This window comes from Mangrovibacter yixingensis, from assembly GCF_020523985.1.
Lineage (GTDB): Bacteria > Pseudomonadota > Gammaproteobacteria > Enterobacterales > Enterobacteriaceae > Mangrovibacter > Mangrovibacter yixingensis.
Genome location: NZ_JAIVKM010000009.1, coordinates 39,503 through 62,057 on the forward strand (window position 1 = coordinate 39,503; position 22,555 = coordinate 62,057).

The following is a 22,555-nucleotide window of genomic DNA, read 5'->3' on the forward strand; positions in this document are numbered from 1 at the left end:
TTGCTTCAGGGCTTTTGTGTTTATGGCGTTGTTAAAATTGCACAGGTATGGTCTTGTAAAACTTCTGCCGATGCCGGGTTGCCGTGCAACAAATCACGTTCTGTTGCAAGTGCCAACAATTTCCCACTCTTCAATGCTACCAGCGCCAGGCTGAAGTGCCCCATCTTTTTTTCTGCCCCACCAACCTGTTGTGCAAAGTTAATAAACAGACTTTGGTTTTGCAGTTCTTCCGGGGTTAATGTCCGTGCCAGCCACTCTTCACCAGCCAGGTTATCCGGGAAAGGTTGCCATTGTGCCCCAACGGCATACTGGAACTTATCAATGGTTTTACGAATATCATTTCGCAAGCAGGATATATGAATATGTAGCTGGTTTTGTGTTCTGCCTGAAGGCGAGTTGATAGCCAGCGAAATAGCAGTGTCAGGTATGGGAGCCCCGCGCTTTTCCGCCATTACACCGCGTTCATGCCAGGCATCCCAGAAGAAATTAGGTGTTGTAGGGGAAAGTAGTTCAGGGCTTTCAATACCCGTTATACGTTTAACTGGCATTAGCAAGAATTGCAGAGGGCCATTGAGATCCTTCAATAGCACATACCCTTGTTGCAGATTTACTTCCTTACAAGGTGCGGGATTGTGGCTCTTTAGCTCACCCGGCACACATTTTTCACTGACAATGCGCCACAGGGCCCCAGCCTTCCACTCTCTTTCATGCCAGTACCAACCCCCTGCCGCACCAGCTACAACTAACACTGCGAAAAATAACCCTAAATACTTTTTGCGATGACGGACCATCATGTGCTCCTGAACGTAAAAAGACGATGACCTGGCAGCCATCGTCCTGTTTTTTATCCCAAATCACAATGACAGTTTTGTTAACAATCAGCGCTGGCTGATTTGGTCAAAAATACCGCCACTGGCAAAATGAATTTTTTGTACCTGCGCCCAGCCACCAAATTTTTCATCTATGGTGAAGAGCTTCAATGCAGGGAACTGCGCACTGAATTGTTTGGCAACTTCCGGGTCACGCGGGCGGTAATAGTTACGTGCGACAATTTCCTGACCTTCATGAGAGTAAAGATGCTGCAAATATGCCTGAGCAATATCCCGGGTTCCTTTTTTATCCACTACTTTATCGACAACCGAAACAGTTGGTTCTGCCAGAATCGATTCACTCGGCGTCACTATTTCAAATTGCCCGTGCCCCAGCGTCTTCTCTGCCAGCAGTGCTTCGTTCTCCCAGGCAATTAGCACATCGCCAATTCCCCGCTCAACAAAGGTATTCGTTGCGCCACGCGCACCGGAATCAAGCACTTCTACATTATGATATAGCGCTTTAACAAATGCCTGAGCTTTCTCCTGAGAACCATTATTTTTATCCAGGGCATAACCCCAGGCAGCGAGATAATTCCAGCGGGCACCGCCAGAGCTTTTAGGGTTTGGGGTAATCACCGAGATGCCAGGTTTAACCAGATCATTCCAGTCATGAATGTTTTTCGGATTCCCCTTTCGTACCAGGAAAACAATGGTTGATGTATAAGGCGCTGAATTATCTGGTAACCTTTTTTTCCAGTCTTTAGCAATACGCCCACGTGCAGCAATCGCATCAATATCACCGGCAAGTGCCAGTGTCGCTACATCAGCATCAATCCCATTAATAATTGATGTGGCCTGCTTGCCTGAGCCGCCGTGAGACTGGCGAATAACCACATTGTCGCCCGTCTTCGCTTTCCACCAGGTGCTGAACGCTTTGTTATATTGCTCATAGAGTTCGCGCGTTGGGTCGTAAGACACGTTTAATAATTGGATGTCTTTAGCCATTACACTGGCAGAAGCCAGTAGCAAGACCACACCAGGAAGCCACTTTTTCATCACGGGTTCTCTTATCAGGTCGAATGGTGTCAGCCTGCCAGAAAATCTCCTGCGGATTAAAGAATTAAAAAAAATTGGCTATAACTATAAGGAATAATTGAAAGGAGAAAAAAGCCGGAGAAAGGTCTCCGGCTTGTAGCGGGCGGGCTGTCAGTACAATTTCTTCGCGCAGTTCAGCCAGTCGCCTTTGAATGGGCGTTTCATATTTTCAATGGCGTCGATAATATCGTGGTGCACCAATTTTTCATTCTGTGTACCCACGCAACGGCCACCGTATCCCTGCAACAACAGTTCAATGGCATAAGCCCCCATACGGGAAGCCAGAATACGGTCGTAAGGTACCGGAGAACCACCACGTTGAATATGCCCCAAGACAGTAGAACGTGTTTCTCGGCCTGTTTCAGTTTCAATGTATTTGGATAACTCATCCACATCGCAGATATGTTCAGTAATCGCTACAATTGCATGTTTTTTGCCCTTGGCAATACCGGCTTTAATTTCAGAAACAAGGTCTTCACGGTTAAATTCGACTTCCGGCAAAACGATAAATTCACACCCACCAGCAATAGCTGCAGCCAAAGTCAGATCACCGCAATAACGGCCCATCACTTCAACAATTGAAATACGTTGGTGAGAAGAAGAGGTATCGCGCAGACGGTCAATTGCTTCAACAACGGTACTCAGCGCCGTGAAGTAACCAATGGTGTAGTCGGTACCGGCAACATCGTTATCAATCGTGCCCGGCAGACCAATACATGGGAAGCCCATTTCAGTCAGGCGTTTTGCCCCCATGTAGGAACCATCCCCACCGATGACGACCAGTGCATCAATGCCACGTTTTTTCATGTTATCAATTGCGACACTGCGAACATGCTCTTCACGGAATTCAGGGAAGCGAGCAGAACCAAGGAATGTCCCACCACGGTTAATCATATCGGACACACTATAACGGTCCAGATTAATCATACGGTCTTCATACAACCCCAGATAGCCATCGTAAATCCCACAAACTTCCAGACCTTCTGTCAATGCGGCTCGCACAACTCCACGAATCGCTGCGTTCATGCCTGGTGCGTCACCACCGCTTGTCAAAACACCGATTTTTTTAATCATGACTACCTCTGAACTTTGAATGCAAAATGAATACTGTTGCCGGAACCGCCTACAGGTAAACTGGGGTTACAACGTTTACCGCAATAGTATATCAACCGGCTCTTGCTGAATTGATTCAGGTCAGACCAAATGATGGTTATTTATACTGAAAATGGCGACCTGGCTCACTTTTTTACACCTTTCCATCAACGCTCGAAATGTCCCTGTAATTCCAGTGGCACTACCGAACAAGGATCCTGATGAATAATGACATCTGCGCCAGGAAAATGGTCACGAATCGCCTGTTCCACTGCTTCAGCAATTCGATGTGATTCCACTAATGGCAAATCATCGTCCATTTCCAGATGCAATTGAATAAAACGAGTCGGCCCTGACTGCCTTGTCCGCAGATCATGGGTCCCTTTAACTTCAGGCCATTGACCAGCGATGCGAATAATTTCCTGATGGTCACTTTCCGGGAGGGCCCTGTCCAGCAATGACTGAACAGCTTCATACCCCATACGTAAGGCGTTATATAAAATATAAATGCCAATACCTAATGCGAAGAGCGAATCTGCACGGTGCCACCCATACCATGACAGGCCCAACGCAACCAGGATGGCTCCATTCATCATAACATCAGACTGATAATGAAGCATGTCTGCCCTGACTGCCTGGCTACCCGTTCTGCGGACCACCCAACGCTGAAAGGTCACCAAAATGATAGTACTTATTAATGCCAGTACAGTGACAACCACACCGACACCCGCATCACGCATGGGTTCTGGCTGCGCAATATGTTGAATTGCCGATAGAAATAAAAATAATGCGGAACCTGAAATAAACATGCTTTGTGCGAGGGCGGCCAGAGACTCGGCTTTACCGTGCCCAAAAGTATGTTCATCATCAGCTGGCTGAAGAGAGTAGCGAACTACCAGTAAATTCGTTAAGGATGCGGCAATATCGACTAGTGAATCCACTAACGATGCCAAAATACTCATTGATCCTGTTAACCACCAGGCAACTATCTTGATACACAACAGTATGCAAGCAGTTGTCGTTGCAGCTAAAGCCGCACCGCTAACAAGACGGCCATAATTTTGATTCATAACACCTCCAGGAAGCCTGGATGCCAGTATAATCAATCTGAGTGTTTTTAAAGGCAAAAAAAAGCCCCGCCTATTGGCGGGGTAAGACAGGGATGGTGTCTATGGCAAGGAAAACAGGGTTCATCACTGGTTACTACGGTTACTGCTATAAAACTCTTCAGAAGACACATTCTGTAACTCTGCAATTTCACGCAAAGCGTTCATTCGTTTGTCGTGCTTCTCATGTAAAACCGCTTTCTGTTCAGGCGTTAACAAGCTGTACATTTGGTGTCGTACCCTGGCCATCTCGACCTGGCGTTCCACCTGTTCTTGTGCCATCTTTTCTGCCTGAGCACGAACAGCGCTTTCATCAAACTGATTTTCCGTGACCAGCTTATGCATGGCCTCAATTTCATTCAGGTTTACAGGCGGTAAACTGTGTCTCGCCCTTTGCATTAAATCTCGCATCTGCTGTCGCTGTTGTTCGGTTAAACTAATACCATCGAACATGTGACTCTCAATATTAAAGCGTGATGCGCTATTCGTTTGCTGGTGCCAGTTATCGGCAAAAAATGTTTCATCGGCGTGGCTGATATAGCTGGTAAAAACGAGCACTGATGCCAGAGAAACCGCGATAACTTTGCACATTACATGCTCCTGAATCCTTATGCTCCGTGAGTCAACGCTATGCAGTCTACGATTAACGCTGCAAACATGCGTCAGGGGGTGTAAAACAACGTAAAGTCATGGATTAGCCGTGCTGGATGACGTAATTTCTGCCTCGGAGGTATTTAAACAATGAATAAGATACTGTTAGTTGACGATGACCGAGAGCTTACATCCCTGTTAAAGGAATTGCTCGACATGGAAGGTTTCAATGTATTGGTAGCTCATGATGGGGATCAGGCTCTCAGCCTCCTTGATGACAGCATCGATCTTTTGTTGCTTGATATCATGATGCCCAAGAAAAATGGCATTGATACACTTAAGGAACTCCGGCAAACCTACCAAACTCCAGTCATTATGCTGACAGCGCGCGGTAGCGAGCTGGACCGTGTTCTGGGGCTGGAGCTGGGGGCAGATGACTATTTGCCTAAACCGTTTAATGACCGGGAACTGGTCGCCCGTATTCGCGCTATTCTTCGCCGTTCTCACTGGAGTGAGCAGCAACAAACCAGTGACAACGGTACCCCAACGTTGGAAGTTGACTCTCTTAGCCTGAACCCAGGGCGTCAGGAAGCCAGTTTTGATGGGCAAACTCTGGAACTCACCGGAACAGAATTTACTCTGCTCTATTTATTGGCTCAACACCTGGGGCAGGTTGTCTCTCGTGAACATTTAAGCCAGGAAGTATTAGGTAAGCGGCTGACACCTTTCGATCGGGCAATTGACATGCACATCTCCAACTTGCGCCGCAAACTGCCGGAACGCAAAGATGGGCATCCTTGGTTCAAAACGTTGCGTGGCCGTGGGTATCTGATGGTGTCCGCTTCATGATAGGCAGCCTTACCGCCCGTATCTTTGCTATTTTCTGGCTTACGCTCGCTTTGGTGCTAATGCTGGTGTTGATGTTACCCAAACTTGACTCCAGGCAAATGACGGAACTACTCCAAAGTGAGCAACGCCAGGGCATGATGATTGAACAGCATGTTGAAGCGGAACTGGCTAATGACCCGCCGAACGATTTGATGTGGTGGCGGCGGCTTTTTCGTGCAATTGATAAATGGGCACCACCTGGCCAACGTTTATTGCTGGTTACCAGTGAAGGCCGGGTTATTGGCGCACAGCGCAATGAGATGCAAATTATCCGTAACTTTATCGGTCAATCGGATAACGCCGCACACCCTCAGAAGAAAAAATATGGTCGGGTTGAACTGGTCGGCCCTTTTGCCGTTCGTGACGGTGAAGATATGTATCAGCTTTACCTGATTCGACCGGCCAGTAGCTCTCAATCCGACTTTATTAATTTACTGTTCGACAGGCCATTATTACTGCTGATTGTCACAATGTTGGTCAGTTCACCACTATTGCTTTGGCTGGCATGGAGCCTGGCACGGCCAGCTCGCCGGCTAAAATTGGCAGCAGATGAAGTAGCTCATGGCGATCTTCGCCAACATCCAGAACTGGAGTCTGGCCCACAGGAGTTCCTGGCTGCTGGTTCAAGCTTCAACAAAATGGTCACCGCTCTGGAAAGAGTTATGACCTCACAGCAGAGGCTGCTTTCTGATATTTCCCATGAATTACGTACACCGTTAACTCGCCTTCAATTGGGCACTGCGCTATTGCGGCGTCGTGCAGGTGAAAGCAAGGAACTGGAACGTATTGAAATGGAAGCACAGCGCCTGGACAGCATGATTAACGACCTGCTAGTAATGTCGCGTAATCAGCAAAAAAATGCCCTGGTCAGTGAAACAATGAAGGCGAACCAAATCTGGAGTGAAGTGCTGGATAACGCGGCATTTGAAGCAGAACAGATGGGCAAATCACTGGAAGTCACCTATCCGCCGGGCCCATGGTTGCTTTATGGCAACCCCAATGCACTGGAAAGTGCGCTGGAAAATATTGTTCGCAATGCGCTACGTTATTCGCATACCCATATCGCCGTAAATTTCTCGGTTGATAACCAGGGGATTACTGTCACAGTGGATGACGATGGCCCAGGCGTCAGCCCTGAAGACAGGGAACATATTTTCAGACCATTTTATCGTACTGATGAAGCCCGGGACCGGGAATCTGGTGGTACCGGTTTGGGGCTTGCCATTGTCGATAGTGCAATTCAGCAGCACAGAGGCTGGGTAAAAGCTGATGACAGCCCATTAGGTGGGTTGCGGCTGGTGTTATGGTTGCCTCTCTATCATCGTAGTGCCTGAGGCCTTCGCAGGCCTCTCATTTCTCTGCAAAGGTAAATTTGCTATTCTTGCCCCCTAACCAGGGGGTTGTTGTATGTTGAACATTGTTTTGTTTGAACCAGAAATTCCACCCAATACCGGGAATATTATTCGTTTATGCGCCAATACAGGTTTCCGCCTGCATATCATTGAACCAATGGGGTTTACATGGGATGACAAACGCCTGCGCAGAGCCGGGCTGGACTACCATGAATTTGCGGCGGTGATACGCCATCACGACTACGCTGCTTTCCTGGAAAAAGAACAACCCGGACGGCTTTTTGCGCTTACCACGAAAGGTACCCCTGCACACAGTGCAGTGGCCTACCAACAAGGTGATTATTTGATGTTTGGCCCGGAAACACGCGGCTTACCAGCATCAATCCTGGATACTTTCCCTGCCGAACAGAAAATCCGTATTCCCATGGTTGCAGACAGCCGGAGTATGAACCTGTCTAATTCAGTTGCTGTAGTAGTTTATGAAGCGTGGCGCCAACTGGGTTACGATGGCGCAGCACCACGACGTTAAATACCATCACCATCTTCGAAACCATGATTAAGGGCATTGAAGAGCTGGTCCATATCCATTGATGGCTTCTCACTTCCGGGCTTACCGACTACACGAGCCGGTACCCCCGCTGCTGTGGTATGTGCGGCAACGGACTGTAACACAACGGAACCGGCTCCAATTTTAGCGCCCCGCCCCACTTCAATGTTACCGAGAATTTTCGCACCCGCGCCAATCATAACGCCTTCACGAATCTTAGGATGGCGATCACCGCTGGTTTTACCTGTCCCACCCAGAGTCACCGACTGGAGGATAGATACATCATCTTCTACCACTGCCGTTTCACCGATCACGATACCGGTTGCATGATCCAGCATGATCCCGCGGCCTATACGGGCGGCAGGGTGAATATCTACCTGAAAGGTCACTGAAACCTGATTTTGCAGAAAAATCGCCAGTGCCTGGCGCCCCTGCCCCCACAGCCAGTGCCCAATACGATAAGCCTGTAATGCGTGAAAACCCTTCAGGTATAACAATGGTGTTGAATATTTATCTACCGCCGGATCACGTGTTCGCACGGCCTGAATATCGCAGGCAGCAGAGGCTATCATTTCAGGATCAGCTGAATAGGCTTCTTCTACGACTTCACGAATGGCAATCGCAGGCATGATGGCTGAGGAAAGTTTGTTCGCCAGCATATAACTGAGCGCACTACCCAAATTTTCATGTTTAAGTAATGTCGCATGATAGAAACTCGCCAGCATCGGCTCACAGTCGGCCAATGCACGGGCTTCGGCTTTAATGTTATTCCACACCAGGTCAAGTTCTTCACACGGCATTGCTTTCTCCAGACAGAAATAAGAAACCGGCGACATATGTATATGCCACCGGTTTTAATCATAAACACGCGTTCCGTCAGTGACTGCTTTCATCCTTGCGCGCCCGACCAAGTAATGTCAGCGCAGCATCCCGGGCATCTTTATTACAGTATAATACCTGATAAATTTGCTCAGTTATTGGCATTTCTACACCACAACGTTGTGCCAGGGCCCGAACTTCTTTAGTGTTACGGTAACCTTCCACTACCTGGCCGATTTTATCCTGGGCTGACTGTACATCTGCCCCCTGGCCAAGCATCATGCCAAAACGCCGGTTACGGGACTGGTTGTCAGTACAAGTCAGTACTAAATCCCCTAGCCCTGCCATCCCCATAAACGTTGTTGGGTCTGCCCCCAGCGCGGAACCCAAACGCGACATTTCTGCCAACCCACGGGTAATCAACGCAGTTCTTGCATTAGCGCCAAAACCAATCCCATCTGACATCCCGGCACCAATAGCAATGACATTCTTCACCGCTCCACCCAACTGCACCCCAATAAAATCAGGGTTGCTGTATACACGGAAGCTTTTTCCGCAATGCAGTAAATGTTGCAAGTCAGCCGCGAACTTGTCATCCGTAGCCGCCAGCGCAATGGCTGTTGGCAATCCAGCAGCCAGCTCTTTAGCAAATGTAGGCCCTGACAATACCGCGAGGGGGATAGTATCGCCCAGCTCATCCCTTGCAACATCTTGCAGCAAACGCCCGGTTTCAGCTTCAAGACCTTTTGTAGCCCAAACAACCCGGGCATCAGGCCGTAGCAATGGTTTGAGCTGACGCAGAACGTCACCAAAAACATGGCTTGGCACCACAACCAGAACGTCACGGCTGGCAGCCAGGGCTACCTCCAGAGAACTTTCTGGATGAAGTGTTTCAGGGAAAGTGACATCAGGAAGGAATGCGGCATTGCATCGCTCTGCCGCAAGTGTGGCGATATGGGCGGGATCATGCCCCCATAAAACCACATGGTGGCCATTACGTGCGACGGTAATGGCAAGTGCTGTGCCATAAGAACCGGCGCCAATCACTGTCATGGAGGCATTCATTGTCATCAGGCTTCCTGATGTTCTTCCGTACCTTCACCTGACTGCTGCTGCAGGTAATTCATAAACAGCGCGTCAAAGTTTACCGGTGCCAGGTTCAACTGAGGGAACGTACCACGGGAAACCAGGCTGGTAATGCATTCGCGAGCATACGGGAACAGGATGTTAGGGCAATAAGCACCCAGGCAATGCGCCAGTTGCGTACCTTCAATGCCACCAACAGTAAAAATACCACCCTGCTGAACTTCACACAGGAAAGCAGTTTCTTCTTCTACTGTAGCCGTAACGGTAACACGCAAAACCACTTCATAAACATCATCAGCTAACTGGCTGGATGCGGTATCCAGGTCGAGTTTTACTTCTGGCTGCCAGTCTTTCTGAAAAATGTGCGGCGCATGAGGTGCTTCGAAAGAAATATCTTTGGTGTAAACACGCTGAATCTGAAAAGACATTTCAGTGTTATTTTGTTCTGACATGTGTCAACCCTTAACGTTTTGTCCTTAATCTCATTATGGACAGCTAAAAAATTAGTTTAATAGGGGATCAAGTCCACCACGTGCGTCCAGCGCATACAAGTCATCACAGCCGCCGATGTGCTGCTCATCAATAAAAATCTGCGGAACTGTACGGCGCCCACTACGCTCCATCATTTGGCTACGCAGCCCAGAATCTCTATCAATAACAATTTCGTTGAAAGAGACTCCTTTACTGCTCAACAATGCTTTGGCACGTGAGCAATAAGGACAGGTTGTTGTGGTATAGATATCAATATTGGCCATCACAACTCCTCATTTACCGGTTATTTACCGCGTACCAGAGGTAAATTCTCACCACTCCAGCCCGCAATACCTTCTTTCAATACGGTCACGTGTTCGAAACCCGCTTTACTTAGTGCGCCAGCCAGTTCCTGTGACGACATACCATTTGCATCAACCACAATAATGGGTTTGTTTTTATGTTTTTCAAGCTCACCCACATTGCCAGCTTTGATTTCGTTAGGCAGGACATTGATTGCATTGGCAATATGCCCTTTTCGGAAATCATCACGCTGGCGAACATCCACAACCAACGCATCTTCTTTATTAATCAACTGCGTTGCCTGACCACGTGAAATCACTTTCACTTTGGAAGCAAGGCCTTTGAAAGTAGTAACCAGCACAGCCAGTAATAAACCAACCCAGGCGATACTCAGCACCGGATGACGGCTAACAAATTGCATAATCTCTTGCATGGGGGGTTGTAACTCCCGAATCAGTGAAAAAACCAGGAAAGGAGTATACCTGCGCGTTGTTCTAAATACAGCCAAAGAGCGTCAGGTTATGCATTTTCTGCTGCGAGTGGTGAAAAAAAACATCAACCCATATGATATATGTGAGCTGGCTCTACGCTTTCTTTGATCTTCTGGGGCTATTTACCCGGGCCGACTGTAGTAAAATTACGCAAAAGAATTGTGTCTTTTACGTAAGAGGTTGTTGCAATGTCGGTTTCTAAAAAGCCTATGGTTCTGGTTATCCTTGATGGTTATGGCTACCGTGAAGATAAACAGGATAATGCCATTCAGAATGCTAAAACCCCGGTAATGGATAGTTTGTGGGTACAACGCCCCCATACTTTGATTGACGCTTCAGGCCTTGAAGTTGGTTTACCTGACCGCCAAATGGGTAACTCCGAAGTCGGTCACGTTAATCTCGGCGCTGGTCGTATCGTTTACCAGGATTTAACCCGTCTTGATGTTGAAATCAAAGAACGTACTTTCTTTGCAAATCCAGTGTTAACCGCCGCTGTAGACAAAGCTGTTGCAGCAAATAAAGCCGTTCACATCATGGGCCTGATGTCTCCTGGCGGTGTTCACAGCCACGAAGATCACATCATGGCAATGGTGGAAATGGCAGCTGAGCGTGGTGCAACGGCCATTTATCTGCATGCATTCCTTGATGGCCGCGACACCCCGCCTCGTAGCGCTGAAGCAACACTGAAACGTTTCGAAGACAAGTTTGCTACTCTGGGTAAAGGCCGTATCGCATCTTTGGTTGGTCGCTATTACGCCATGGATCGTGATAACCGCTGGGACCGTGTTGAACTGGCTTATGACCTGATGACACAGGCTCAGGGCGAATTCCAGGCAGACAGCGCTGTTGCTGGCTTGCAGGCCGCTTATGCACGTGACGAAAACGATGAATTTGTTAAACCGACAGTTATTCGCGCAGCAGGCGAAGCTGATGCAGCTATGCAGGATGGCGATACCTTAGTTTTCATGAACTTCCGTGCAGACCGTGCTCGCCAAATTACTCGCGCATTCGTTAATTCTGACTTTGATGGTTTCACCCGTAAAAAAGTGGTGAACTTCAGCGAATTCGTGATGCTGACAGAATATGCCGCCGACATTAAAACCGCCTGCGCATACCCACCAGCTTCACTGGTCAATACCCTTGGCGAGTGGATGGCAAAAAACGACAAAACTCAGTTGCGTATTTCTGAAACTGAAAAATATGCTCACGTCACTTTCTTCTTTAACGGTGGTGTAGAAGAGCCATTCCCAGGGGAAGATCGCGTACTGGTGAATTCTCCGAAAGTTGCTACCTATGACTTGCAGCCAGAAATGAGTTCAGCAGAACTTACCAGCAAGCTGGTCGCTGCAATCACCAGCGGGAAATACGACACCATTATCTGTAACTACCCTAATGGCGACATGGTAGGCCACACCGGTGTGTTTGAAGCCGCTGTGACGGCAGTTGAAACACTGGATAAGTGTGTTGACCAGGTAGTTAAAGCCGTAGAATCTGTTGGTGGTCAATTACTTATCACCGCAGACCATGGTAATGCAGAACAAATGCGTGACCCGTCTACAGGCCAGGCACATACTGCTCATACCAACCTGCCTGTTCCACTGATTTATGTTGGCAATAAAGCAACAAAAGCGCTGAATGGCGGAAAACTGTCTGATATAGCGCCCACCATGCTGAACCTGATGGGCATGGAAATCCCACAAGAGATGACTGGCAAGCCGCTGTTCATCGTGGAATAATCGCTCCCCATGAGGGGAAAAGCGATTTTTTCAATAACCTGTGTCTCATTGAAGCCTCACCGCTCAGCTTTGAAACACATTTTTTACGCCAGCGTGATAAGCGCTGGCGTATTGTTGCGCCCGTTATCTGCACTGGCAGATGACAAGCAACAGCTCCAGTCTATCCAGCAGGATATTGCCGCGAAAGAGCGTGCTGTGCGCCAGCAAATGCAGCAGCGTACAGAGCTTATGGCTCAGCTCAAAAAACAAGAGCAGGCCATTGCGGCTGCCAGTAAAAAACTTCATGAAACACAGTCGACTCTCGCAACACTGGATAAACAAATCACAGAAATGAGCGAATCAATCGCTCGCCTCGAAAAACAAAAAACGATGCAAGAACGTAACCTGGCGGCTCAACTGGATGCGGCTTTTCGCCAGGGGAAACATTCAGGTCTGGAAATGTTGCTTGATGGAGAACAAGGTCAGCGAAATGAGCGTCTGCAGGCCTATTTTGGCTATCTGAATCAGGCACGTCAGGAAACTATTGAGCAATTAAAACAAACCCGTGCCGAAGTTGCCGTGCAACGTAGTCAATTAGAAGATAAACAAACTGAACAACAAACCCTGCTTTATGAGCAGAAAGCACAGCAAGAAAAGTTGGAAGCGGCACGAGACGAGCGGCAAAAAACCCTGCGGAGTCTGGAAGGGTCTATCCAGGCAGGGCAGCAACAACTTAACGAAATGCGCCAGAATGAAGCCCGCCTGCGCAACAGCATAGCGCGTGCGGCAGCGGCGGCGAAAGCACGGGCGGAGAAAGAAGCCCGAGAAGCCCAGAACATTCGCGATCGTGAACAAAACGCCGCCAAAAAAGGCACAACTTACAAGCCAACTCCCAGCGAACGGGAATTGATGGCCAGAACGGGTGGTTTAGGGGCTCCGCGTGGTCAGGCATACTGGCCGGTGCGCGGGCCAATACTTCACCGGTATGGCGAACAACTGCAAGGTGAGTTACGGTGGAAGGGCATTGTCATTGGTGCCAGTGAAGGTACCGAAGTCAAAGCTATCGCGGATGGACGGGTAATTCTTGCCGACTGGCTTCAGGGCTATGGCCTTGTTGTTGTTGTCGACCATGGGAAAGGTGATATGAGCCTGTACGGATACAACCAAAGTGCGCTGGTCAGTGTTGGTGCACAAGTCCGGGCAGGGCAACCAATCGCATTGGTGGGCAGCAGTGGGGGCCAGGGTCGCCCTTCCCTCTATTTCGAAATTCGCCGCCAGGGTCAGGCGGTCAATCCACAACCGTGGTTGGGAAGATAAGTTTTGCTTCAGTTTCGTCAACTCGCGCTCGCCGCATCTACACTGCTGCTTTGCAGTACCTCCGCTCTGGCAGGTCGCCTGGCTATCGTTATCGATGACTTTGGCTACCGCCCACATACAGAAAACCAGGTTATTGCCTTACCCGCCCCCATATCTGTCGCTGTGTTACCCAATGCGCCTCATGCCAGGGAGATGGCCACTAAAGCACACAATGCCGGGCATGAGGTTCTGATACATTTGCCCATGTTGCCTGTCAGCAAACAACCTTTAGAGGTAGATACACTGCGCCCGGAAATGAGCAGCGCGGAAATCGATCGCATCATACGCGATGCTGTCAACAAGGTACCTTATGCTGTCGGGCTGAATAACCATATGGGCAGTGCCATGACATCGAGCCTGTTTGGTATGCAAAAAGTAATGCAGGCGCTAAACAGTTATAAGCTCTATTTTTTGGATAGCATGACCATTGGCAACAGTCAGTCAATGCGTGCAGCAACAGGCACGCATGTCAGTGTCATTAAACGCAATGTATTTCTTGATGATACGCAGAATGAAGCGGACATTCGTTACCAGTTTAACCGGGCAATTAAGCTTGCGCGCCATAATGGTTATGCGATTGCGATTGGTCACCCACATCCAACGACCGTGAAAGTACTGCAGCAGATGGTCTATAACCTGCCGCCAGATATTACATTAGTCAGGCCAAGTAGCCTGCTGAATGAGCCACAGGTTGATCATTCCACACCGCCAGGGCCGGAAAAACAGGTACCACGTAACCCGTTCCGTGGAGTACGGTTATGTAAGGCTAAAAAACCATTAGCCCCTGTCACCCCGGTGCTTTTTTTCGAAGTGCTGCAAGACAGCATCAGGCAAAGCACCCTGTTCAATTATTTCCGTCACCAGTGGCAAGGGTGGTCACCCACATCAGCCATTGTGCATTCCTCGCATAAATAACTTCACGCAACCCTGGTCAATTAACCGGGGTTTTCTTTTAATTCTCCCGGGTGAAAGCTCAGTTGGAGCCCAGCCAAAACATACCGTAATACAATGTTATTCCTGGTATAATTAGTGAAATTCAGTTAAGGATAATCTTGATGCTATAATCCGTGCTTTATAAGCATTCGGAATACAGACGGAATGGTTTCAGGGCAACGTAATATTTTGCTATTGGACAATGGGAAGGAATGGGGTGGAGGAACAAACAGTATGCTTGAATTACTCAAGCGTATTGACCGCCAAAAATTCCATATAACCTGTTGCTTCTACTACAATTATTCACGGGGTGAACAAGAAAGTATCGGGCAAGTATTACAGGGTATTCAGATCCCAGTGATTTTCTTACCTCAATCCAGACAACCGTTGTGGGCCCGAATCGCTAAAGAGGTTTTGCGTAGCCTGTGTTTCTTTAGCCGCAGCGGCCGCAAAAAAATCACTTATTTAGTTGATAATTTGTGGCGGATAAAACCGAACGCACGCCGTATTCGCCAAATTCTGCAACAAAATAGCGTTGATGTTCTCTATATGAACAATCAGCCCCAGTCGAATATTGAGGGATACCTGGCCGCGGAAGGGTTACCTGTCGCAGTCGTTCAACATTGCCGCATCGAACCGGTTTTAACACCAGATGTAGTGCAACTCGTGAACAGAATAGCGAGCCATACCATCGCTGTGTCAAAAGGGGTTGAGCATGTACTGACAACAAACGGTATTGATGCCCACCGAACCTCGACTGTCTCTAATGCTATTGATATCAACCAGCAGTTACCTGACCGCCAGTCAGTACGTAAAACCTTAAAGATAGGGCAAGGCACTTTTGTTTTTTGTAGCATAGGCTCACTGATTCCAAGAAAATCCAGCCACCATACACTGGAAGCACTGGCTCAGTTCAACCAAAAGCATCCTGCCGCAGACTGGCTATTTCTTCTCGTTGGTGAGGGGCCAGAACGATCGCACCTTGAGCAACTGGCACAGCAATATGGTATTGCAGAAAAGGTTATTTTTACTGGCTTTAAAAATAATCCACTGGATTATCTGGCAGCCAGCGACGTGTTTATTCTCGCCTCAAAGAGCGAGGGATTACCACGGGTTGTACTTGAGTCAATGTTACTGGGAACGGTTGTGTCCGGTTCTGCTGTAACAGGTACAGCTGAGCTGATTGAACACAACCGCACCGGGCTGCTGTTTGATTATGGTGATGTTAACCAACTGGCAGACCACCTGAGCCAGGTCTGGGAACACACAGCGTTACGCAAAACACTTGCCAGCCAGGCTCGCCAACAAGTCGAAGAGCACTATGCGATAGAAAAATATGTCGCAGGTGTTGAACAAATTTTGGAAAACGCCAAACCATATCGGAATCACCATGCTTAAAAAATTCAGCGCAAAATACCGCCATATTACTTCACGCCATAATATTGCTTACTCTCAGTCAGCAACAGGGCAGGCAGGTGTTCCTGTCACATCGGTAGTGATTCCTTGTGCCGGTGCAGACTACATCGAAGAAGCACTGCTCAGTGCTGAGTTTTCAAACCGCTTTGCTGGTGACTTAGCAGAAATTGTCATTGTCACTGATAACGCAGCGGAATCCTTTGGACCACTGCCAGACAAAACACGCGTCGTCACGCTGGCCCTCCCGGTTAGGGAAGAGAATTATCGGTACAAACAAATTTACTTAAGCCGGTTGATTAAACTGAATGCACCGTTGCAGGCGAAGACAGAGGGTGTTCTGATGATTGATTCAGACCTGAACCTGCTGCAAATGCCGGTTATCAATATTGAGGAGCAGCATCTGTATTCCAGCTTCCGTCAGGGAAAGATGATTGCCAAATTAGCTGATGCACCAGAGCAAAATGTCCCGGCTTATTATAAAGATACCGTTCGCCCTTATCTGGTTGATCATGTAAATGGTGCGTTCCTGGCTGCCACCCGAAAAACATGGCGCCGCATTTGCCCATTATGGCTGACATTATTCCAGGATACATGGGAATTGATGGATGATTCACAGCCCCCAACAGATCAACTCCCGCTGGCAGCGCTTTTAGATATGCTGGATATAAGAACGGTTAATCTTGGTGACTGGATGAACTGGCCGGTATCAAAAAAGATTGGCGGTACACCATCTGTTATTCCCAAACAAGTCGTTGGCGCACACGGAGGGTTTCCGTTATCTGAATGGAGAAAATACCTGAAATCCCCAGACAACGAACTTTTGTTCAGAGGCCAGGATTACACCCGAAAAGTGCGCTACCTGACTGATGATGAGAAAAAATCAGGCACAACCAGCGAAAATTAATGCAGGGCAATAATTCAGCGCTGTGATTCGCAAGACAAGAAGCGTTCTAGGCCGGTAGCCAGCTACCCCAGCTACCGGCCTGGAGCAATCACTACCAGTTCAGCACGACTTTACCAGACTGGCCAGAGCGCATAGCGTCAAACCCTTTCTGGAAATCATCAATACTAAACTGGTGGGTAATAATGGGGGACAAATCCAGCCCCGATTGAATCAGCGCTGCCATTTTATACCATGTTTCAAACATCTCACGGCCATAGATACCTTTAATAAACAACCCCTTAAAGATTACCTTACTCCAGTCTATCGCCATCTCCGCAGGGGGAATACCTAACATGGCAACCCGCCCACCATGATTCATAGTTTCCAGCATGGAGCGAAATGCAGGTGGTGCACCAGACATCTCCAGCCCCACATCAAAGCCTTCAGTCATGCCTAACTCCGCCATTACATCAGCAAGGCTTTCACTGGCAACATTTACTGCACGTGTGACCCCCATCTTACGAGCTAAATCAAGGCGGTATTCGTTCACATCAGTGATAACCACATTACGGGCACCAACATGTTTCGCCACAGCTGCAGCCATAATGCCTATTGGGCCAGCACCGGAAACCAGTACATCTTCACCCACCAGGTCGAAAGACAGAGCAGTGTGCACAGCATTACCAAAGGGGTCAAAAATTGCTGCCAGCTCATCAGGAATATTGTCCGGAATCTTGAACGCATTGAATGCCGGAATAACCAGGTATTCAGCGAAACACCCCGGGCGGTTTACTCCCACACCGATGGTATTACGGCACAAATGTGTGCGCCCGGCACGGCAGTTACGGCAATAGCCACAAGTTATGTGCCCTTCACCGGAAACTCTGTCACCCGGTTTAAAACCCTTAACCTCTTGCCCAACTTTAACAACCTCACCAACATATTCGTGCCCAACCACCATCGGCACCGGGATAGTCTTTTGTGACCAGTCATCCCAGTTATAAATGTGTACATCGGTACCACAAATAGCTGTTTTCCGGATTTTAATCAGGAGATCGTTGTGCCCCATTTCAGGTTCAGGCACATCGGTCATCCAGATCCCTTCTTCTGCCTTCAATTTTGATAATGCTTTCATTACAAAACCCTCAGGCTATAACGCCCAGTTGCTTGCCAATTCGAATAAAGGCATCAACCGCACGCTCAATTTGTGCTGTTGTATGTGCCGCAGACATTTGAGTACGAATACGAGCCTGGCCCTTTGGTACCACCGGATAGAAGAAACCGGTTACGTAAATGCCCTCTTTCTGGAGTTCGCGGGCAAAATTCTGGGCAATAACTGCATCACCTAACATAACGGGAATAATGGCATGGTCGGCACCAGCCAGAGTAAACCCTGCTGCAGTCATTTTTTCGCGGAATAAACGGGCATTCGCCCACAACTGCGCGCGCAAGTGCTCCCCTTCCTCCAGCATTTCCAGCACTTTGATGGAAGCAGCAACAATGGCCGGAGCCAGGGAGTTAGAGAACAGATAAGGGCGAGAACGCTGACGTAACCACTCAACCACTTCTTTACGCGCTGCGGTGTAACCACCAGAAGCACCACCAAGGGCTTTACCCAGCGTACCGGTAATGATATCTACCCGCCCCATTACGTCACAATATTCGTGGGTTCCACGCCCATTGGCGCCAACAAAGCCAACTGCGTGAGAGTCATCAACCATTACCAGAGCATCATACTGATCTGCCAGGTCACAAATGCCTTTTAAGTTGGCAATAACCCCATCCATTGAGAACACGCCATCGGTGGCAATCAGTACATGACGGGCTCCGCCATCGCGAGCCTGTTTCAGGCAGTTTTCCAGCTCGGCAAGGTTGTTATTGGCATAACGAAAGCGTTGCGCTTTACACAGGCGAACACCATCAATGATAGAAGCATGATTCAGAGCATCAGAAATAATGGCATCTTCCGGCCCTAACAAGGTTTCGAACAACCCACCATTCGCATCAAAGCAGGAGGAATAAAGAATGGCATCTTCCATTCCCAGGAACGACGCCAGCTTTTGCTCCAACTGTTTGTGGCTATCTTGTGTACCACAAATAAAACGCACAGACGCCATGCCAAAACCATGGGTATCCATCCCACTTTTTGCGGATTCCACCAATGCCGGGTGATTCGCTAATCCAAGATAATTGTTCGCACAAAAGTTAATAACCTGGCTACCACCCGCCAGGGTGATATCAGCCTGCTGCGCAGAAGTGATAATACGCTCTTCTTTAAATAAGCCTTCTGTACGCGCTGTTTCCAGATTTGCCGCTAACTGTTGATAAAAATCCCCTCGCATCACCATTCTCCAGAGATGAAAAAATTTGGCACATATTACCGAAACCTGGCGCTTTAAACGAGATGACACAACAGTGTTTACACACTTTGCAGCATAAATCACGTCTTAATGAAAACCGAAATTACTGCCAGTTGAAAAATGGAAACCAACGCGCAAACAGCATACTAAACGCAATATATGCGCATAATAGAAGGACACAGACTGATGTAATGATATGATTAGCGCAATTTGCGTGGGCGTGCGGCACAGCCCCACTTCAAAACAGGTAAAGGTTACGCATATGATTATTGTCACTGGTGGCGCCGGTTTTATCGGCAGCAATATTGTTAAGGCCCTGAACGATAAGGGATATCGCGACATCTTAGTGGTAGATAACCTGAAAGATGGTACGAAATTCGCCAATCTGGTGGATTTGGATATTGCCGATTATATGGACAAAGAAGACTTCCTTATCCAAATTATGGCCGGGGAAGAATTTGGCGAAGTAGAAGCCGTATTCCATGAAGGTGCCTGTTCATCCACTACCGAGTGGGATGGCAAGTACATGATGGACAACAACTATCAGTATTCCAAAGAACTGCTGCACTACTGCCTGGAACGTGAAATTCCCTTCCTTTACGCCTCATCTGCAGCAACCTATGGTGGCCGCACATCTGATTTCATTGAGTCACGTGAATATGAGCAGCCACTGAATGTTTATGGCTACTCTAAATTTCTGTTTGATGAGTATGTCCGCCAAATTCTGCCTGAAGCAGATTCTCAAATCGTGGGATTCCGCTATTTCAATGTCTACGGCCCGCGTGAAAGCCACAAAGGTAGCATGGCAAGCGTAGCATTCCACCTGAACACACAACTGAATAAGGGTGAAAACCCGAAACTGTTTGAAGGCAGCGACAACTTCCGTCGTGACTTTATCTATGTTGGCGATGTTGCCGCTGTTAACTTGTGGTTCTGGGAAAATGGCGTTTCTGGCATTTTCAACTGTGGCACAGGCCGTGCAGAATCATTCCAGGCGGTTGCCGACGCAACTCTCGCATGGCACAAACAAGGCAGCATTGAATACATTCCGTTCCCGGACAAACTTAAAGGGCGTTACCAGGCATTTACCCAGGCTGATCTAACTAATCTGCGCGCTGCGGGTTATGACAAACCCTTTAAGACTGTCGCGGAAGGGGTAACCGAGTATATGGCCTGGTTAAACCGCCAGGCATAATGGTTATCAAGGCATGAAAATTCTGGTAACAGGCCCATCCTGGGTCGGCGATATGATGATGTCGCAAAGCCTTTATCGCACGCTGAAGGCACGTTATCCACAGGCCGTAATTGATGTGATGGCACCAGCATGGTGCCGTCCGCTTTTATCACGTATGCCTGAGGTAAATGAAGCAATCCCTATGCCTCTTGGTCATGGCGCACTAGAGATTGGCGAACGCCGAAAATTAGGTTTAAGCTTGCGAAATAAACGCTATGACCGCGCTTATGTGTTGCCCAATTCGTTCAAATCAGCTTTAGTGCCATTCTTTGCCAACATTCCTCAGCGGACGGGTTGGCGTGGAGAAATGCGCTACGGGTTACTGAATGATATCCGCACCCTGGATAAACAGGCATGGCCGCTCATGGTGCAACGCTATGTTGCTCTGGCTTATGAAAAAAATGCCATGCATTCAGCACAGGACCTGCCCCAACCTCTGTTGTGGCCACAGCTTCAAGTCAATGACGGGGAAAAAACACAGGCACGAGCCCAATTTAATCTGGAAGATGATCGCCCTGTTGTTGGTTTTTGCCCCGGTGCAGAATTTGGCCCGGCGAAACGTTGGCCGCATTATCACTATGCAACCCTGGCCGCTAAACTCATCGACGAAGGCAAACAGGTTGTTTTGTTCGGTTCCGTTAAAGACAACGAGTCCGGGCAACAAATTCGGGCAGCCCTGAGCGATTCACAGCGCCAATATTGCCGTAATCTGGCGGGTGAAACAGCTTTGGAACAAGCGGTCGTTTTATTAGCGAGCTGCGAGTCTGTTGTCACTAACGATTCCGGCCTGATGCATGTCGCCGCAGCCCTTAATCGCCCCCTGGTCGCATTGTATGGCCCCAGCAGCCCAGATTTCACACCACCTCTGTCTCACAAGGCACATGTAATCCGGTTGATTTCCGGTTACCACAAAGTGCGTAAAGGGGAAGGTGAGCAGGGTTACCACCAAAGCCTGATAGACATTACGCCTGAACGTGTGCTGGCTGAATTAAACGATTTACTCAAGGAACAGGAAGACTAAATGCGGGTATTGATTGTCAAGACATCCTCAATGGGCGATGTGCTCCATACATTACCTGCACTGACAGATGCCTGTGACGCAATACCGGGTATTCGTTTCGATTGGGTTGTGGAAGAGGGTTTTGCCCAAATTCCTAGTTGGCATGCGAGTGTGAATCAGGTTATTCCTGTCGCTATTCGCCGCTGGCGAAAAGCCTGGTTTTCATCTGGTGTAACCAAAGAACGCCAAGTGTTCCGTAAACAAATCCAGTCGGTTCAATATGATGCAGTTATTGATGCCCAGGGGCTTCTAAAGAGCGCAGCACTAGTTACCCGACTAGCCCAAGGGCCAAAGCATGGAATGGACTGGCGAAGCGCTCGTGAGCCTCTGGCCTGCCTGTTTTACCAATATCGCCATGCCATTGCCCGTCAGCAACACGCCGTGGAAAGAACCAGGGAATTGTTTGCTAAAAGCCTCAGCTATGAAAAACCACATCACCAGGGTGATTACGCAATTGCCCGGCACTTCCAAGGGCAAAAACAAGGGGGCACGGAGCCGTATATTGTTTGCCTGCACGCCACAACGCGTGATGATAAACACTGGCCTGAGTCACGCTGGCTTGAATTTATCCAGTTGGTAAGCGACACAGGGTGCAAAATTAAGCTACCATGGGGCGCAGAACATGAGCGCCAACGGGCTGAAAGGCTCGCCTTGGGTAATCCGCATGTTGAAGTCCTCCCTAAATTAACCCTGGAGGATGTAGCTAACGTTTTGGCTGGTGCTTGCGCCGTCGTGTCCGTTGATACCGGGCTTAGCCATCTTACTGCTGCACTCGATCGCCCCAATGTCACACTTTTTGGCCCAACAGACCCTGCATTGATCGGGGGATACGGAAAAAACCAGCATCAAATAATAAGTAAAACCAGAGAGATGGCTGATATTTCTGCATCACAGGTACTCAGTACCCTGTGGGAACTTCATCTACCTTTTTTCGCGAAACCATAA

Annotated in this window: 23 protein-coding genes; 11 read left to right on the forward strand and 12 right to left on the reverse strand. The window is 48.5% G+C overall.

The window, feature by feature from the left end:
- Nucleotides 1-20 precede the first annotated feature (20 nt).
- The 5 genes from LC084_RS20545 to cpxP form a co-directional block, all read right to left on the reverse strand.
- Nucleotides 21-791, reverse strand: coding sequence for a CDP-diacylglycerol diphosphatase (locus tag LC084_RS20545; RefSeq protein WP_404808847.1), 771 nt, complete (start codon nucleotides 789-791; stop codon nucleotides 21-23).
- A gap of 87 nt (nucleotides 792-878) precedes the next feature.
- Nucleotides 879-1,868, reverse strand: coding sequence for a sulfate ABC transporter substrate-binding protein (locus tag LC084_RS20550; protein WP_226573545.1), 990 nt, complete (start codon nucleotides 1,866-1,868; stop codon nucleotides 879-881).
- A gap of 150 nt (nucleotides 1,869-2,018) precedes the next feature.
- A complete protein-coding gene (gene pfkA, locus LC084_RS20555; RefSeq protein WP_226573548.1) occupies nucleotides 2,019-2,981 on the reverse strand; it encodes a 6-phosphofructokinase in 963 nt (320 codons plus the stop codon).
- Nucleotides 2,982-3,166: 185 nt separating this feature from the next.
- Nucleotides 3,167-4,069, reverse strand: a complete 903-nt coding sequence (gene fieF, locus LC084_RS20560; RefSeq protein ID WP_226573551.1) for a CDF family cation-efflux transporter FieF — start codon at nucleotides 4,067-4,069, stop codon at nucleotides 3,167-3,169.
- A 123-nt stretch (nucleotides 4,070-4,192) separates the two neighbouring features.
- Entirely contained in the window at nucleotides 4,193-4,696 is a 504-nt protein-coding gene (gene cpxP / locus LC084_RS20565; protein WP_226573554.1) for a cell-envelope stress modulator CpxP, read from the reverse strand.
- Nucleotides 4,697-4,846: 150 nt separating this feature from the next.
- Between cpxP and cpxR the strand changes: the two genes are divergently transcribed.
- The 3 genes from cpxR to trmL all read left to right on the forward strand — a co-directional run bounded on the left by cpxR (nucleotide 4,847) and on the right by trmL (nucleotide 7,465).
- On the forward strand, nucleotides 4,847-5,545 hold the full coding sequence (gene cpxR / locus LC084_RS20570; RefSeq protein WP_226573556.1) for an envelope stress response regulator transcription factor CpxR: 699 nt from the start codon (nucleotides 4,847-4,849) through the stop codon (nucleotides 5,543-5,545).
- The gene (cpxA, locus tag LC084_RS20575; protein ID WP_226573558.1) at nucleotides 5,542-6,918 is read left to right on the forward strand and encodes an envelope stress sensor histidine kinase CpxA; all 1,377 of its coding nucleotides are present in this window, start codon (nucleotides 5,542-5,544) and stop codon (nucleotides 6,916-6,918) included. Before cpxR ends, cpxA begins: the two co-directional genes overlap by 4 nt.
- 73 nt (nucleotides 6,919-6,991) lie before the next feature.
- Complete coding sequence (gene trmL / locus LC084_RS20580; RefSeq protein ID WP_226573560.1) at nucleotides 6,992-7,465, forward strand: tRNA (uridine(34)/cytosine(34)/5-carboxymethylaminomethyluridine(34)-2'-O)-methyltransferase TrmL; 474 nt, start codon at nucleotides 6,992-6,994, stop codon at nucleotides 7,463-7,465.
- Here the strand turns inward: trmL and cysE are convergent.
- The 5 genes from cysE to LC084_RS20605 form a co-directional block, all read right to left on the reverse strand.
- Nucleotides 7,462-8,283, reverse strand: a complete 822-nt coding sequence (gene cysE, locus LC084_RS20585; protein ID WP_226573562.1) for a serine O-acetyltransferase — start codon at nucleotides 8,281-8,283, stop codon at nucleotides 7,462-7,464. The two genes, trmL and cysE, sit on opposite strands and share 4 nt — an antisense overlap.
- Before the next feature lie 76 nt (nucleotides 8,284-8,359).
- On the reverse strand, nucleotides 8,360-9,376 hold the full coding sequence (gpsA, locus tag LC084_RS20590) for an NAD(P)H-dependent glycerol-3-phosphate dehydrogenase (protein ID WP_226573718.1): 1,017 nt from the start codon (nucleotides 9,374-9,376) through the stop codon (nucleotides 8,360-8,362).
- The gene (gene secB, locus LC084_RS20595; protein WP_226573564.1) at nucleotides 9,373-9,840 is read right to left on the reverse strand and encodes a protein-export chaperone SecB; all 468 of its coding nucleotides are present in this window, start codon (nucleotides 9,838-9,840) and stop codon (nucleotides 9,373-9,375) included. The genes gpsA and secB overlap by 4 nt, the downstream gene beginning before the upstream one ends.
- A gap of 51 nt (nucleotides 9,841-9,891) precedes the next feature.
- Complete coding sequence (gene grxC / locus LC084_RS20600; RefSeq protein ID WP_226573566.1) at nucleotides 9,892-10,143, reverse strand: glutaredoxin 3; 252 nt, start codon at nucleotides 10,141-10,143, stop codon at nucleotides 9,892-9,894.
- A gap of 20 nt (nucleotides 10,144-10,163) precedes the next feature.
- A complete protein-coding gene (locus LC084_RS20605) occupies nucleotides 10,164-10,595 on the reverse strand; it encodes a rhodanese-like domain-containing protein (RefSeq protein ID WP_226573569.1) in 432 nt (143 codons plus the stop codon).
- Between the two features lie 246 nt (nucleotides 10,596-10,841).
- On the opposite strand from LC084_RS20605, the gene gpmM reads away from it, so the two are divergent.
- From gpmM to LC084_RS20630, 5 genes are all read left to right on the forward strand, one after another.
- Nucleotides 10,842-12,389: a 2,3-bisphosphoglycerate-independent phosphoglycerate mutase gene (gene gpmM, locus LC084_RS20610; RefSeq protein WP_226573571.1), complete on the forward strand. Its 1,548-nt coding sequence runs from the start codon at nucleotides 10,842-10,844 to the stop codon at nucleotides 12,387-12,389.
- A 9-nt stretch (nucleotides 12,390-12,398) separates the two neighbouring features.
- Nucleotides 12,399-13,685 carry a murein hydrolase activator EnvC gene (envC, locus tag LC084_RS20615; protein ID WP_226573575.1) on the forward strand — a complete coding sequence of 429 codons (1,287 nt, stop codon included), beginning with the start codon at nucleotides 12,399-12,401 and terminating at the stop codon, nucleotides 13,683-13,685.
- 3 nt (nucleotides 13,686-13,688) lie between these two features.
- Entirely contained in the window at nucleotides 13,689-14,639 is a 951-nt protein-coding gene (locus LC084_RS20620; RefSeq protein ID WP_226573578.1) for a divergent polysaccharide deacetylase family protein, read from the forward strand.
- 183 nt (nucleotides 14,640-14,822) lie between these two features.
- Nucleotides 14,823-16,055 carry a glycosyltransferase gene (locus tag LC084_RS20625; RefSeq protein WP_226573580.1) on the forward strand — a complete coding sequence of 411 codons (1,233 nt, stop codon included), beginning with the start codon at nucleotides 14,823-14,825 and terminating at the stop codon, nucleotides 16,053-16,055.
- Nucleotides 16,048-16,977: a hypothetical protein gene (locus tag LC084_RS20630; RefSeq protein ID WP_226573582.1), complete on the forward strand. Its 930-nt coding sequence runs from the start codon at nucleotides 16,048-16,050 to the stop codon at nucleotides 16,975-16,977. The genes LC084_RS20625 and LC084_RS20630 overlap by 8 nt, the downstream gene beginning before the upstream one ends.
- Before the next feature lie 91 nt (nucleotides 16,978-17,068).
- Here LC084_RS20630 and tdh read toward each other — a convergent pair whose 3' ends face one another.
- Nucleotides 17,069-18,091 (reverse strand): L-threonine 3-dehydrogenase, encoded by a 1,023-nt coding sequence (tdh, locus tag LC084_RS20635; RefSeq protein ID WP_226573585.1) that lies wholly within the window; start codon nucleotides 18,089-18,091, stop codon nucleotides 17,069-17,071.
- Between the two features lie 10 nt (nucleotides 18,092-18,101).
- Nucleotides 18,102-19,298 carry a glycine C-acetyltransferase gene (gene kbl / locus LC084_RS20640; RefSeq protein WP_226573588.1) on the reverse strand — a complete coding sequence of 399 codons (1,197 nt, stop codon included), beginning with the start codon at nucleotides 19,296-19,298 and terminating at the stop codon, nucleotides 18,102-18,104.
- Nucleotides 19,299-19,578: 280 nt separating this feature from the next.
- Between kbl and rfaD the strand changes: the two genes are divergently transcribed.
- The 3 genes from rfaD to rfaC are packed head-to-tail and all read left to right on the forward strand — an operon-like array spanning nucleotide 19,579 to nucleotide 22,555.
- The gene (gene rfaD / locus LC084_RS20645) at nucleotides 19,579-20,511 is read left to right on the forward strand and encodes an ADP-glyceromanno-heptose 6-epimerase (RefSeq protein WP_226573590.1); all 933 of its coding nucleotides are present in this window, start codon (nucleotides 19,579-19,581) and stop codon (nucleotides 20,509-20,511) included.
- Between the two features lie 13 nt (nucleotides 20,512-20,524).
- Nucleotides 20,525-21,571 carry an ADP-heptose--LPS heptosyltransferase RfaF gene (gene rfaF / locus LC084_RS20650; protein WP_226573592.1) on the forward strand — a complete coding sequence of 349 codons (1,047 nt, stop codon included), beginning with the start codon at nucleotides 20,525-20,527 and terminating at the stop codon, nucleotides 21,569-21,571.
- Entirely contained in the window at nucleotides 21,572-22,555 is a 984-nt protein-coding gene (gene rfaC, locus LC084_RS20655; protein ID WP_226573593.1) for a lipopolysaccharide heptosyltransferase RfaC, read from the forward strand.

Excerpts from the sequence above, each read along its gene's own strand:
- LC084_RS20545 (WP_404808847.1), bottom strand. The coding sequence starts at position 791 with ATGGTCCGTCATCGCAAAAAGTATTTAGGGTTATTTTTCGCAGTGTTA.
- LC084_RS20550 (WP_226573545.1), bottom strand. The coding sequence starts at position 1,868 with ATGAAAAAGTGGCTTCCTGGTGTGGTCTTGCTACTGGCTTCTGCCAGT.
- pfkA (WP_226573548.1), bottom strand. The coding sequence starts at position 2,981 with ATGATTAAAAAAATCGGTGTTTTGACAAGCGGTGGTGACGCACCAGGC.
- fieF (WP_226573551.1), bottom strand. The coding sequence starts at position 4,069 with ATGAATCAAAATTATGGCCGTCTTGTTAGCGGTGCGGCTTTAGCTGCA.
- cpxP (WP_226573554.1), bottom strand. The coding sequence starts at position 4,696 with ATGTGCAAAGTTATCGCGGTTTCTCTGGCATCAGTGCTCGTTTTTACC.
- cpxR (WP_226573556.1), top strand. The coding sequence starts at position 4,847 with ATGAATAAGATACTGTTAGTTGACGATGACCGAGAGCTTACATCCCTG.
- cpxA (WP_226573558.1), top strand. The coding sequence starts at position 5,542 with ATGATAGGCAGCCTTACCGCCCGTATCTTTGCTATTTTCTGGCTTACG.
- trmL (WP_226573560.1), top strand. The coding sequence starts at position 6,992 with ATGTTGAACATTGTTTTGTTTGAACCAGAAATTCCACCCAATACCGGG.
- cysE (WP_226573562.1), bottom strand. The coding sequence starts at position 8,283 with ATGCCGTGTGAAGAACTTGACCTGGTGTGGAATAACATTAAAGCCGAA.
- secB (WP_226573564.1), bottom strand. The coding sequence starts at position 9,840 with ATGTCAGAACAAAATAACACTGAAATGTCTTTTCAGATTCAGCGTGTT.
- grxC (WP_226573566.1), bottom strand. The coding sequence starts at position 10,143 with ATGGCCAATATTGATATCTATACCACAACAACCTGTCCTTATTGCTCA.
- LC084_RS20605 (WP_226573569.1), bottom strand. The coding sequence starts at position 10,595 with ATGCAAGAGATTATGCAATTTGTTAGCCGTCATCCGGTGCTGAGTATC.
- gpmM (WP_226573571.1), top strand. The coding sequence starts at position 10,842 with ATGTCGGTTTCTAAAAAGCCTATGGTTCTGGTTATCCTTGATGGTTAT.
- envC (WP_226573575.1), top strand. The coding sequence starts at position 12,399 with ATGAGGGGAAAAGCGATTTTTTCAATAACCTGTGTCTCATTGAAGCCT.
- LC084_RS20625 (WP_226573580.1), top strand. The coding sequence starts at position 14,823 with ATGGTTTCAGGGCAACGTAATATTTTGCTATTGGACAATGGGAAGGAA.
- LC084_RS20630 (WP_226573582.1), top strand. The coding sequence starts at position 16,048 with ATGCTTAAAAAATTCAGCGCAAAATACCGCCATATTACTTCACGCCAT.
- tdh (WP_226573585.1), bottom strand. The coding sequence starts at position 18,091 with ATGAAAGCATTATCAAAATTGAAGGCAGAAGAAGGGATCTGGATGACC.
- kbl (WP_226573588.1), bottom strand. The coding sequence starts at position 19,298 with ATGCGAGGGGATTTTTATCAACAGTTAGCGGCAAATCTGGAAACAGCG.
- rfaD (WP_226573590.1), top strand. The coding sequence starts at position 19,579 with ATGATTATTGTCACTGGTGGCGCCGGTTTTATCGGCAGCAATATTGTT.
- rfaF (WP_226573592.1), top strand. The coding sequence starts at position 20,525 with ATGAAAATTCTGGTAACAGGCCCATCCTGGGTCGGCGATATGATGATG.
- rfaC (WP_226573593.1), top strand. The coding sequence starts at position 21,572 with ATGCGGGTATTGATTGTCAAGACATCCTCAATGGGCGATGTGCTCCAT.